Annotated in this window: 11 protein-coding genes; all 11 read right to left on the reverse strand. The window is 73.8% G+C overall.

What is annotated here, in order from left to right; translation table 11 throughout:
- Positions 1-39: 39 nt before the first annotated feature.
- Positions 40-933, reverse strand: a complete 894-nt coding sequence (gene tatC / locus AC6CH6_RS05195; protein ID WP_017833517.1) for a twin-arginine translocase subunit TatC — start codon at positions 931-933, stop codon at positions 40-42.
- A gap of 106 nt (positions 934-1,039) precedes the next feature.
- Complete coding sequence (gene tatA, locus AC6CH6_RS05200; RefSeq protein ID WP_368811024.1) at positions 1,040-1,348, reverse strand: Sec-independent protein translocase subunit TatA; 309 nt, start codon at positions 1,346-1,348, stop codon at positions 1,040-1,042.
- A complete protein-coding gene (locus tag AC6CH6_RS05205) occupies positions 1,341-1,709 on the reverse strand; it encodes a hypothetical protein (RefSeq protein WP_017833515.1) in 369 nt (122 codons plus the stop codon). The genes tatA and AC6CH6_RS05205 overlap by 8 nt, the downstream gene beginning before the upstream one ends.
- 23 nt (positions 1,710-1,732) lie before the next feature.
- Entirely contained in the window at positions 1,733-3,808 is a 2,076-nt protein-coding gene (locus AC6CH6_RS05210) for a helix-turn-helix transcriptional regulator (protein ID WP_498254286.1), read from the reverse strand.
- An 11-nt stretch (positions 3,809-3,819) separates the two neighbouring features.
- Positions 3,820-4,215, reverse strand: a complete 396-nt coding sequence (locus tag AC6CH6_RS05215) for an FKBP-type peptidyl-prolyl cis-trans isomerase (protein ID WP_017833513.1) — start codon at positions 4,213-4,215, stop codon at positions 3,820-3,822.
- Between the two features lie 90 nt (positions 4,216-4,305).
- Complete coding sequence (locus tag AC6CH6_RS05220) at positions 4,306-5,265, reverse strand: FKBP-type peptidyl-prolyl cis-trans isomerase (protein ID WP_498254287.1); 960 nt, start codon at positions 5,263-5,265, stop codon at positions 4,306-4,308.
- Positions 5,266-5,389: 124 nt separating this feature from the next.
- Complete coding sequence (gene pafA, locus AC6CH6_RS05225) at positions 5,390-6,835, reverse strand: Pup--protein ligase (RefSeq protein WP_498254288.1); 1,446 nt, start codon at positions 6,833-6,835, stop codon at positions 5,390-5,392.
- 5 nt (positions 6,836-6,840) lie between these two features.
- The gene (locus tag AC6CH6_RS05230) at positions 6,841-7,059 is read right to left on the reverse strand and encodes a ubiquitin-like protein Pup (RefSeq protein ID WP_498254289.1); all 219 of its coding nucleotides are present in this window, start codon (positions 7,057-7,059) and stop codon (positions 6,841-6,843) included.
- A 35-nt stretch (positions 7,060-7,094) separates the two neighbouring features.
- Positions 7,095-8,732, reverse strand: coding sequence for a depupylase/deamidase Dop (gene dop, locus AC6CH6_RS05235; protein ID WP_498254290.1), 1,638 nt, complete (start codon positions 8,730-8,732; stop codon positions 7,095-7,097).
- Complete coding sequence (gene arc, locus AC6CH6_RS05240) at positions 8,729-10,540, reverse strand: proteasome ATPase (RefSeq protein WP_498254291.1); 1,812 nt, start codon at positions 10,538-10,540, stop codon at positions 8,729-8,731. The genes dop and arc overlap by 4 nt, the downstream gene beginning before the upstream one ends.
- Complete coding sequence (locus AC6CH6_RS05245; RefSeq protein WP_498254292.1) at positions 10,537-11,718, reverse strand: tRNA (adenine-N1)-methyltransferase; 1,182 nt, start codon at positions 11,716-11,718, stop codon at positions 10,537-10,539. The genes arc and AC6CH6_RS05245 overlap by 4 nt, the downstream gene beginning before the upstream one ends.
- Positions 11,719-11,789: the final 71 nt, after the last annotated feature.

The raw sequence follows: 11,789 nt of genomic DNA on the forward strand, positions 1-11,789 counted from the left end.
CGGGTCCACCGGGGGCCCGTTCGCGACGGGCCGAGCGGGTCAGGTGCGGAACCCGCCCTCGGGGTCGTGGCCGAGGCGGCCGAGCTCGTCGGCGGGGGTCGCGACGTCGGCCGACGCCCCCGTGCCCGCCGCGAGGCGGGCCTCCTTCCGGGCCCGCCGGCGGTCGAGGAGCAGGCACAGTCCGACGGCCACGAAGAAGAGCGTGAGCAGCGGCACGGCGAGGTAGAACATGGTCATCGGGTCGGGGCCCGGGGCGGCCATCGCGGAGACGACCATCACGAGGACCACGACGATCCGCCAGCTCTTGAGCACCGTGCGCCCGGAGAGCACGCCCAGCATGTTCAGGCCCACCAGGAACACGGGCAGCACGAAGGCGACGCCGAAGGTCAGGATCAGCTGGAGGAAGAACCGCAGGTACACGTCTGCGGAGATGAAGTTGGTCCCGCCCGCCGGGGTGAACGCGGTGAGGGCGTAGACGGCCGTGGGCAGGGTGAGCACGGCGACCGCGATCCCGCCCAGGAAGAGCGGGACGGCCGCGGCCAGGAAGCCGACCGCGTAGCGCCGTTCGGTCCGGTGCAGGGCCGGCGTCACGAACGCCCAGAGCTGGTAGAGCCACACAGGGCTGGCCAGGACCAGGCCGAGCACCAGGGAGACCTCCACCATGATGTTGAAGGACGAGCCCACCGCGGAGTAGTTGATGGAGGCCTCGCTGCCCTCCGCGGAGGCCAGCCGCTGCAGGGGCTCCGTGATGTAGGCCATGAACGGGATGTACAGGAAGAACCCGCCGACCATGCCCACCACGGTGGCGACCGCGGACTTGATCAGCCGGTTGCGCAGCTCCCGCAGGTGCTCGGCCAGGGCCATCTGCGCCTGGGGATTGGCCTTGCGCGCGGTCCGGCGCTTCTTCGGACCGCGGGGGGACTGCGAGGACATGGGGACCTTCGGGACTCGGGGGCCGCCCGGGGCGGCGGGGCCGGTCCGGCGGCCCGCTCCCCGGTCGGGGGCGCGGACCGGCCGGTGCGGCGGATCGGGACGGGGGTCAGGCCGGAGGGCGGCCGGGGTGCTGCTCGGGGTCGCGCGGGGTGTCCGTGCCCGAGGCGGTGCCGGTGGCGCCGGGGTCACGGTCGGTGGTGCCGTCCCGGCCGGGCGCCACGGCCTTGCCGTCGATGACCACGTCCGAGCCGTCCGGCTGGTCGTCCTTCTTCATCTCCTTGACCTCGGACTTGAAGATGCGCAGCGACTGGCCGAGGCTGCGGGCCATGCCCGGGAGCTTGGGCGCGCCGAACAGCAGCAGGATCACCAGCAGGATGATCAGGATCATGAAGGGGCTGTCGAAGAGCCTACCCATGGAACATTCCTTTCCGTTCAGCCCGGCGGAGGTCGCTGATCCGCTGCGGCTGGCCCATCCGGTCCTTGCGCTCGATGCGGCGTCTCAGACGGGCGGTTTCTCGTTGGTCACGGCCGACCCGGTAGTCGGCCACGGCTTGCCCCACCGGTGTGAACAGGGCCGGGTCCGGGGCGGCCCGGACGGGGCGCTGCACCCCGGCGGCCGCGTCGTCCCACCGCTGGGCGAACTCCCCGGCCACCGTCTCGGTGTCCCGGAGCAGGACGAAGAAGGTCTTCACCAGCCGCCACAGCATCAGTCCGAGGAACGCCGCGCCGAGCAGGACGAGGACCGTCCACAGCAGGACCCAGGACCACCAGAGCATGCCTTCCAGTATAGGCGGGCGGATCAGGCCGGCTCGGACGCCCCGTAGGCGCCGAGCGCAGAGTTCACCCAGAGTTCCACCTGCGCCACGACGTCGTCGGGCCCGATGACCGCGAGCTGGCCGCCGTAGCGGGTGACGAGCGCGCACACGGCCTCGGCCGTCTGGAACCCGATGAGCGCGGCCTCGTGGTCCGCCGCCGGCCCGGTGCGGGCCCCGCCGGGGACCCGGACCACGGCCGTGCGGGTGGCGTGGTACTGGTCGGCGATCCACCGGCTGCGCCGGTCGGTGACGAGCACGACCTCCACGGTGTCCGGGGTGCCGGGGGCGGGCGGGGACGCGGCGGCGGCCTCCTGGGCTGCGGGGCGCTCCCCCGCCGGCCCGGCGTCCTCGACGGCGGAGATCCGGTCCAGCCGGAAGTTGCGCATCCCCTCGGAGCCGAGGCACCAGGCGCGCACGTACCAGTGGGTGTTGGAGGAGAACACCTGGACCGGGTCCACGACCCGCTCGGTGAGCTCGTCGCGGGACGGGACCACGTAGCCGATCCGGATCCGGCGGCGCTGCTCCACGGCGCGGCGCACCGCGGACATGACGTCGGCGAGGGCGGGCGCGGGCGTGTCCGTGATGGGGCGGGCGCCCACCGCGTTGGCGAGCACCCCGGCGTCCCCCGCGGCGCCGGCAACCTTCGCGATCGTGGACGCGACCGCCTCGGAGTCCCCGCCGGGCACGGTGCGCAGCGTCTGCAGGCCCACGAGCAGCGCGGAGGCCTCCGGCTGCGTGAGGCGCACGGGGTCGGAGAGCTCGTCCGCGTTGGACAGGTAGACGTGGCCGTCGTCCCAGGACGCGTCGATCAGCTGGTCCGGCATGTGCCCGGGCTTGCCGCACACGAACAGGGTGTTGAGGTCCGCGATCAGCTCCTGGTCGGTGATCCCGAACCGGCGGGCGGTCTCCTCGAGCTCCGCGCCCTGGTGGGCGTAGACCCAGCGGACGATCTCGAGCAGCCGCGAGAGGTGGTCCGCGGTGGAGAGCTTGTTGCGCGTGCCCTTGCGGGACTTGTTGTTCCAGTCGACCTGCACGCCGCGGAACCGTGCCACGGCGGACGCGGCGCTCCGCAGCCGGCGCACCACCGCGGCGCGCACCTCGGCCTGCATGGTGGGGGCGGTGCCGTCCCCGTCGCGGGGCACGACGACGCCGGGGCCCGCCGCGGCGATCTCCTCGGCGAGGATCTCGGTCTCCGCGAAGGGAATGTGCAGCCGGTCCCACCGGTCCACGCCGTCCCCGGCGCCGACGCCGGGCTCCTGCCGGGCGGCCATCCGGCGCAGCATGTGCGCGTGGCCGGGCCGGGCCAGCACCTCCACGGTGCGCGCGGGGGCGTGGGAGACCATCTGGGACAGGGACTCGTTCATGGAGAAGCCCTCGGGCGGGTCGAACTCCTTGCGGGTGACCGTGACGTCGGACATGATCCGCGACAGCCGGAACGTGCGGGAGTCCTTGCGGTCCAGGTCCCAGCCGACCACGTACCAGTTGCCGTAGCGGGAGCCGATGCCCCACGGCCGCAGCCGCCGGGTGGTGAGCTGATCGGTGCTGCGGGCGAGGTAGTCGAAGCGGACCTCGCGGTGGCGCACCACGGCCGAGAGCAGCGGCTCGAAGGACGGCTCGTGGGCGGTGAGGGTGGGCTGCAGCAGCGGCGGGGCGTCGTCCTCCGGCAGGCCCCCGATGGCGGGCTCGAGCTTGCGCAGTGCCCGGCGGGCGAGCTCCCCGAGGGAGGCGTCCGTCCAGGCGTTGGCCGCCAGGGCGAGCACCGCGGACTCCTCCGCCGTGAACTGCAGCGGCGGCAGCGTGAACGAACCGCGCGGGATCCGGTAGCGGTGGCCGTGCGTGTCGTCGGGGAACAGGGGGTCCTCGGAGACCTCCTCGATGGGGTAGCCGAGGTCGCGCAGCTCCGCCTTGTCGCGCTCGAACATGCGCTCGAACGCCTCGTCGGACGCGGACTCCGCGTACGACGGAACGGCCTCCCGGAGCTCGGCGCGGGTGTACCCGCGTTCGCGGGAGACCAGGGCGATGAGCAGGTTGAGGAGCCGCTCCGTCGATCGGGCTGCCATCCGGTGGGTCCTCAGCGCACGTCCAGGAGGTCCACCACGAAGATCAGGGCCTCGTCCGGGCCGATGACCCCGCCGGCGCCCCTGGAGCCGTAGGCCTGGTCCGCGGGGATCTCCAGCCGGCGGCGGCCGCCGACCTTCATGCCCAGCAGGCCCTTGTCCCAGCCCTCGATGACCTGGCCGATGCCCACGGTGAAGTCGAGGGGCTGGCCGCGGTTCCAGGAGGCGTCGAACTCCTCGCCGGCGGAGAACGTCACGCCCACGTAGTGGCAGGAGATCTGCTTGCCGGGCGTCGCCTCGGCGCCGGTGCCCTCCACGAGGTCGGTGCTGACGAGCTCGGTCGGGGCCTCCCCCTCGGGGAAGTCGATCTCGGGCTTGCTGCGGTCGAGCTTGCGCTCTCCGAAGGACATGGGTGCTCCTGTTCGTCGGGTCGTCGACGGGTGGTCGTCGGGATCGGAGGGGCCTCGGGGGCCCACCGGGCCACCTTAGCCGACCGGGGGCTACTCCTCGGTCGCGGAGGGGGACGGCGAGGCGGAGGACTCGTCCTCGGCCGGGGCCTCGGGGGTGTCCACGGCCGCCAGGATGTCGACGACGAAGAGCAGGCTGCCGGCCGGGTAGTCGGAGTCCTCGCCCAGGTCCTTCTCCGTGCCGTAGGCCTGGCCGACGGGCACGGAGAGGATCACGCGGGAACCCTCCTTCTTGCCCTCGAGGCCCTCCTGCCAGCCCTCGATGACGTTGTCGAGCGGGAAGGACGCGGGGGCGCCGTTCTCGTAGGAGGAGTCGAAGGTCTCGCCGTCGGACCACTTGACGCCCACGTAGTTCGCGATGACGGTGTCGCCCTCGGCGACCTCCTCGCCGTCGCCCTCGATGAGGTACTCGGAGACGAGCTTCTTCGGGGCCTGGCCCTCCGGCTTCGCCACGGCCGGCACGCCCTCGTCGTTCTCGGTGATCTCCGGCAGGCCCCGGGGGCTGTCCTGCATGTCGCCCTCGATCTCGGTGGGGATCTTCCGGACGACCTCGTAGACCTCCACGGAGGTCGACTCGTCGCCGGCGGCCCCGGAGGTCTCCGGGGAGGAGTAGGCGATGATCGCGCCCTCCTTGGCGCCCACGAGCGCGTCGTACATCTCCGGGATCGACTCCTGGAGGCCCTGCTCGAGCTGGAGCACCTGGCCGGCGCCGCGGGAGTAGGTCTCGCCGATGGACGTGCCGTCGGAGCCCTTGAAGAGCGCCGCCTGCAGGAGGATGGTGTCGCCCTCGGCGAGCTCCTCCCCGTCGCCCTCGCGCAGCTCCTTCGCGCCGGCCTCCTCGGCGTTGAGCGGGGTCTCGAACGTGACGGACGGGGCCGTGCCCGGGTCCGGTTCGTTGCTGAGCTCCACGGAGTCGACGCCGGGCCCGGAGCAGCCCGTGAGGACGAGCGCCAGGGACAGGGCGGCGCCGGAGGTGGTCAGGGTCTTTCGCACGGGTGTCTTCCTCAGGGGTCGGGCCGGGTGGGGGCGGTGGGGTCGGACGGCTCGGGCCGGGACGGCGGCCAGCCTAGTGCAGGGCGCTGGGCGTTGACTGGACGGGGCGCTCCCGCGGCGCGGCTCAGACCACGGGGGCGTCCCCGTGGGCCCGCCCCGCGGTGTCGCGCTCGCCGAGGGCGGCGATCAGGGCGTCGGCCTCCGGGTGCGCCACGGCGAACGGGTCCTTGCACAGCACCGTGCGCCGGCCGCGGTCGTTGACCTTCAGGTGCACCCAGTCGACGGTGTACTCGTGTCCGGACGCGAGCACCGCCTCGATGAACCGGCCGCGCACGGCGGCCCGCGTGGCGGGCGGGGTGCGGGCGGCCTCCTGGACCCGCTCGCCCGGGACGAAGGTCGCGGCCCGTCCCCGGCGCTGCAGGAGATTGAAGAGCCCCCGCTCCGGGGCGGTGTCGTGGTAGGCGAGGTCCAGCTGCGCCATCCGGGGCGCGGAGAGGTCCAGGCCGTCGCGGGCGGCGTAGCCGTCGAGGAGCTTCTTCTTGATCGCCCAGTCGATCTCGGTGTCGATCGCCGAGGTGTCCTGTCGGGCCACGGCGTCCAGGGCCCGCTCCCACAGGTCGAGCACCCACGGCACGCGGTCGTGGTGGGCCCCCTCGCGGTCCACGAACCGGCGCACGGACTCCAGGTGCTCGTGCTGCAGGTCCAGGGCGGAGCGGCGGGTGCCGTCGGCGAGCAGGACCGGGCGGGTGCCGGTGAGGTCGTGGGAGACCTCGCGCAGGGACCGGACGGGGTCCGCCATGGTGCGGTCGGGCAGGATCTGCCCGGCCTCGATCATCCGCAGCACGAGGTCGGTGGTCCCGATCCGCAGCGCCGTGGTGGTCTGGGACATCGTCGAGTCGCCCACGATGACGTGCAGCCGGCGGTAGTGCTCGGCGTCGGCGTGCGGCTCGTCCCGGGTGTTGATGAGGGGCCGGGAGCGCGTCGTGGCCGAGGAGGAGCCCTCCCAGATGTGGTCGGCGCGCTGGGAGAACGAGTAGCTGGGCGTCCCGGCGTCGTCGCCCATCCGGACGGCGCCGAAGTCCTCGGGCCCGGCGGGGTGCACCCTGCCGGCGCCGACGAGCAGCTGGCGGGTGACGAGGAACGGGATGAGGATCTGCACGAGCCGGGCGAACTCCGTGCGCCGGGCGATCAGGTAGTTCTCGTGCGAGCCGTAGGAGTTGCCGCGCGAGTCCACGTTGTTCTTGAACAGGTACAGCTGCCCGCCCACCCCCTGCTCCGCCAGGGCGTCCTGGGCCTGCCGCCGGAGGTCGTCGACGATGAGCTCGCCGGCCTTGTCCTGGGCGACGAGGTCCTCGAGCGTGGCGCACTCCGCGGTGGCGTACTCGGGGTGGGAGCCCACGTCCAGGTAGAGGCGCCCGCCGTTGGGCAGGAACACGTTCGAGGACCGGCCCCAGGCCACCACGGGGCGGAAGAGGGTGCGCGCGGCCTCCTCCGGGCTGAGCGGACGGGCGCCGGGGGCGCTGTGGGTGAGGCCGAACTCGGTCTCGACCCCGTAGATCCTGCGGTCCATGGGGGCTACTGGCCGCCCTTCTGGACGAAGCCCTTCACGAACTCCTCGGCGTTGGACTCGAGCACGCCGTCGATCTCGGCGAGCAGGTCGTCGGCGCTGGTCGCGGTGGTCTGGGACTGGGCGGTGGGTGCCGTGGGGGCGGGGGCTCCGGGCTCGGGGAGCTCGGGGAGCTCGGACTCCTCGCGGCGCTGGGCGCCGGTGCCGAAGATGCGTTCCTGGGCCATGACGGGGTTCCTCCTGGGGATGGTGGTCGGGGTGCTCAGCCGAGGGAGCCGGTGTGCACGAGGGCGGGTCGGGCGGTGGCGAGGGCGCGGACGAGGTGCTCGGCGTCGGGCGCCGCGCTCAGCAGGGGGTCGACGTCCTCGCGGGTCAGCTCGAGCGGCTCGGGCATCGCGATCCGGGCGCCGCGGCGGACGCCGGGCAGGGTGAGCGAGACCGAGTCCCAGTTGGCCGTGAGGACGTCGTCGGGGAAGCGGGTCATCAGCCGGCCACGGAACCACGCCCGGGTGTCGGCGGGGGGCAGGCCGGCGGCGCGCTCCACCTCCTCGGCGGTGAAGAGGGTGCGCATCCGGCCGGCCGCGACCAGCCGGTGGTGCAGGCCCTTCTCCGGGCGCACGTCCGCGTACTGCAGGTCGATCAACGTCAGGCGCGGGTCGTCCCAGGCCAGACCGTCGCGCTCCCGGTAGCCCAGCAGCAGGGCGTGCTTGGCGACCCAGTCCAGGCGGTCCGCGAGGGACAGGGGGTCCGTCTCGAGGGCGTCGAGGACCTCCGCCCACAGCTCGAGCACCTCGCGGGTGTCCGGGTCGGGGCCCCCGGTCGCGTGCTCGTGCGCCCGGGCGGCCTCGAGGTAGAGCCGCTGCAGCTGGACGCCCGTGAGCCGCCGGCCGTCCCGGAGCAGGACGGTGGTGGTCAGCCCCGGGTCGTGGCTGATCGCCTGCAGGGCTGCCACCGGGTCGGCGAGGGCGATGTCCGGGGCGGCACCGGCCTCGATCAGGCCCAGGACCAGGGAGGTGGTGCCGAACTTCAGCAGGCTCGAGGTGTGGGAGAGGTTGGCGTCGCCGATGATGACGTGCAGGCGCCGGTGGCGGGTGCGCTCGGCGTGGGGCTCGTCGCGGGTGTTGACGATGGGACGGTGGACGGTGGTCTCGAGGCCGACCTCGCGCTCGAAGAAGTCGGCGCGCTGGCTGATCTGGAAGCCCGGGCGCCCGCCGCGGTCCCCGATGCCGACGCGACCGGCGCCGCACACCACCTGCCGGGAGGCGAAGAAGGGCAGCAGCCCGGCGGCAAGGGCGGCGAAGGGCACCGTGCGGGGCACGAGGTAGTTCTCGTGGGCGCCGTAGGAGACGGACTTGTTGTCGGTGTTGTTCTTGTAGAGGTTCACGACGTCGAGGCCGGTCGTGGCGGCGCTCGCGGCGATCGCCCGGACCGCGTCGAGGGCCACCCGGTCCCCGGCGGCGTCCCACAGGACGGCGTCGCGGGGGGTGGTCACCTCCGGGGAGGAGTACTCGGGGTGCGAGTGGTCCACGTAGAGGCGGGCGCCGTTGGGCAGGACGGTGTTCATCACGACCTGCCGCCAGTCCAGGGACTCGGCGTGGGACCCGATCTCCCGGAGGGCCTCGGCGGCGACCTCCTCGGCCGTGAGCACGGGCGCGACGTCGGTGAGCTGCGAGGGGTCGGCCTGGTCGCGGGGGACGGTGAAGCCGCGGGCGTCCTCGAGGGGGGTCTCGCCGTGGTAGTCCCACCCGGCGGCGGTCCGGGACGCGCCGAGGCGGCGCCGCACGAGGGCGGCGTAGGTGGTGACCACCTGGCTGGAGAGCACGGTGGCGTTGGCGTGCGGGTTGCCGGTGGCGAGCACGCCGAACTCGGTCTCGGCGCCCATGACGCGGCGCACGCTCACGCGGGCCCCTCCCCCGGGACCGGTCCGGCCGACGTCGGACCGGTCGACGCCGGACCGGCCGGGGCGTGGCGCCCGCCGGGGCCGGCCGGGTGCGGGTCGCGGTGCAGGACCACGCGCAGGTCGGTGATGGTGTCGCCGCGGCGCCCCGAGATGCGGGCCCAGTCCTCCGGGTTGGAGGTGTTGGGCAGGTCCTGCTGCTCGTGGAACTCCTCGTCCACCGCGCGGACCAGGTGGTCGCGGCCCAGGCCGCGGACCCCGGTGGTGAGCAGGTCCTTGATGGCCTGCTTCTTGGCCCGGTCCACCACGTTGCGGATGACTGCCCCGGAGGTGAAGTCGCTGAAGTAGAGGGTCTCCTCGGTGCCGTCCCGGTAGCTGAGGTGCAGGAACCGGGTGCCGGGGCTCTTCTCGTACATCCGGGCCACGGCGGCGTCCACGAGGCCGGCGACGGCCCCGGCGCGGGAGCCGGCGGCGTCGACCTCGTCCTGGCGCAGCGGCAGGTCCTCGGTGACGTAGAGCCGCAGGATCTCGGCGGCGCCCTCGGCGTCCGGGCGGTCGATGCGGATCTTCACGTCGAGCCGGCCCGGGCGCAGCACGGCGGGGTCGATCATGTCCTCGCGGTTCGTGGCGCCGATGACGATGACGTTGTCCAGGCGCTCCACGCCGTCGATCTCGGTGAGCAGCTGCGGGACGATGGTGGTCTCCACGTCCGAGGACAGCCCCGAGCCGCGGGTGCGGAACAGGGAGTCCATCTCGTCGAAGAACACGACCACGGGGATGCCGCGGGCCGCCTGCTCGCGGGCGCGCAGGAAGATGGAGCGGATCTGGCGCTCGGTCTCCCCCACGTACTTGTCCAGCAGCTCGGGGCCCTTGATGTTGAGGAAGTAGCCCAGGGCCTTCCCGCGCCCGGCGCGGTCCGCGGCGCGCTCGGCGAGGGAGCGGGCGACGGCCTTCGCGATGAGCGTCTTGCCGTTGCCGGGGGGCCCGTAGAGCAGGATGCCCTTGGGCGGGGTGAGCCCGTGCTCGCGGTAGAGCTCGGGGTGCACGAAGGGCAGCTCGACGGCGTCGCGGATCTGCTCGATCTGGGGGCCGAGGCCGCCGATGTCGTCGTAGGAGACGGCGGGGACCTCCTCGAGGACCAGCTGCTCGACGTCGGAGCGCTCGATGGGCTCGAGGGCGAAGCCGGTGCGGTGGTCGATGGACACCGCGTCGCCGATCTCCGGGCGGCTCCGGCGCAGGAGCCCGGAGAGCAGCAGGACGCGCTCCTCGTCGGAGCGTCCCACGGTGAGGACGCGGTCGTGGTCGACGATCTCCTTGACGGTGGCGATCTCGCCGGTCTGCTCGTAGTCGAGGACGGCGCCGACGGTGTAGTTCTGGTCGAGGAGGACCTGGCGGCCCGGCTCGCAGGCGGCGAAGCTCACGAGCGGGCTGAGGGCCACGCGCATGCGGCGCCCGGCCACGAGGACGTCGAGCGTGCGGTCGGTGACGGCGGGACCGCTGCCCGTCTGCTCGCCGACCGGGGTGCGCCCGGGGTTGACCTGCAGCACGGTGCCCTGGCTCAGGGGCGGGACCAGGTCGTTCTCGAGGGCGCGCTTGAGCTGGGCGATCTCGGTGCGGGTCGCGTCGAGGAGCCGGACGAGCTTCTGGTTCTGGGTGCCGGCGGCGGCGAGCTGCTTGTCGAGGGCGCGCTTCTGGTCGCGCAGGATGTTGACCTGCCGCTGGGCGTTAGTCAGGGCCCGGCGGGTCTGCTCGGCGTCCGCCGGTCCGGTGCCGGCCGGTCCGGTGGTCTGCTGCGGGGAGGTCTCGTTCACGGGCGCTCCTCGTGGGGCTGCTCGGGCGCGGGAGCCGGTGCGGCCTCGGGCGCGGGAGCCGGTGCGGCCTCGGGCGCGGGAGCCGGTGCGGCCTCGGGCGCGGGAGCCGGTGCGGCCTCGGGCGCGGACTCCGGTGCCGGTGCCGGCGGGGGCGTCGCGCGGGCGGCGCGCTCGGCCAGGCCGAGGGCATCGCGGCCGGCGCGGCGCAGCTTCTTGTCGGTGACGTCCCGCTCGCCGAGGGCCACGGGGGTCCAGGCCTGCAGGTCCTCCTCGCTGTACTCGGACTTGGAGGCCCGCCGCTTGGGCGCCAGCCGCTCGGAGCCGTCGGCCAGCCGGCGGGCGGAGAGCAGGAAGCCGGTGTGGGCGACCATGCGGTGGTCCGGGCGCACGGCCAGGCCCTCGACGTGCCAGCCGCGGACCATGGTCTCGGAGGCGTCGGGCTCGGTGAAGCGGCCGTCGGCGCGCATCGCCTCGGCGGTGCGGGAGAGCTGGGTGACGGTCGCGACGTAGCACATGACCACCCCGCCGGGGGTCAGGGCCGTGGCCACGGCGTCGAGGCACTCCCACGGGGCGAGCATGTCGAGGACCACACGGTCCACGGAGCCGGGCGCCTCGTGCTCGCCGAGCTCCTCGGCGAGGTCCCCGATGCTGATCTGCCACGCGGGGTGCGGGCCGCCGAACATGGTCTCCACGTTGCCGCGGGCGATGTCGGCGAACTCCGCCCGCCGCTCGAAGGAGTGCAGCCGGCCCTCGTCGCCCACCGCTCGCAGCAGGGAGATGGACAGCGCGCCGGAGCCGACACCGGCCTCGACCACCCGGGCGCCCGGGAAGATGTCGGCCATCGTGACGATCTGGCCGGCGTCCTTGGGGTAGACCACCGCGGCGCCGCGCGGCATGGACAGCACGAAGTCCTTGAGCAGCGGGCGCAGGGCCTGGTACCGGAACCCGGCGGAGTTCTCGACCACTGTGCCCTCCGGGCGGCCGATGAGCTCGCCGTGGCTGAGCACGCCGCGGTGGGAGTGGAACTCGCCGTCGTCCGCGAGCGTGACCGTGTTCATCCGGCCGCGCTCGTCGGTCAGCTGCACGCGCTCCCCGGCCCGGAAGGGCCCGCGCCGGTTGGCGGCGCCCCGCGGGGACGCGGGTGCAGGGGCGGCGGTGTGGTCAGCGGTTCCGGTCATCGGCTCACTCTCGGGGCAGGGCGTGGTCTGGTCTGGTCGTGCGGGGGCCGGCGGAGGCTCCGCCGGCCCGG

Source organism: Kocuria sp. GQ42 (assembly GCF_059758435.1).

What these genes read in the sequence shown, in the direction of transcription:
- tatC (WP_017833517.1), bottom strand. Translation starts at nt 933, where the DNA reads ATGTCCTCGCAGTCCCCCCGCGGTCCGAAGAAGCGCCGGACCGCGCGC.
- tatA (WP_368811024.1), bottom strand. Translation starts at nt 1,348, where the DNA reads ATGGGTAGGCTCTTCGACAGCCCCTTCATGATCCTGATCATCCTGCTG.
- AC6CH6_RS05205 (WP_017833515.1), bottom strand. Translation starts at nt 1,709, where the DNA reads ATGCTCTGGTGGTCCTGGGTCCTGCTGTGGACGGTCCTCGTCCTGCTC.
- AC6CH6_RS05210 (WP_498254286.1), bottom strand. Translation starts at nt 3,808, where the DNA reads ATGGCAGCCCGATCGACGGAGCGGCTCCTCAACCTGCTCATCGCCCTG.
- AC6CH6_RS05215 (WP_017833513.1), bottom strand. Translation starts at nt 4,215, where the DNA reads ATGTCCTTCGGAGAGCGCAAGCTCGACCGCAGCAAGCCCGAGATCGAC.
- pafA (WP_498254288.1), bottom strand. Translation starts at nt 6,835, where the DNA reads ATGGACCGCAGGATCTACGGGGTCGAGACCGAGTTCGGCCTCACCCAC.
- AC6CH6_RS05230 (WP_498254289.1), bottom strand. Translation starts at nt 7,059, where the DNA reads ATGGCCCAGGAACGCATCTTCGGCACCGGCGCCCAGCGCCGCGAGGAG.
- AC6CH6_RS05245 (WP_498254292.1), bottom strand. Translation starts at nt 11,718, where the DNA reads ATGACCGGAACCGCTGACCACACCGCCGCCCCTGCACCCGCGTCCCCG.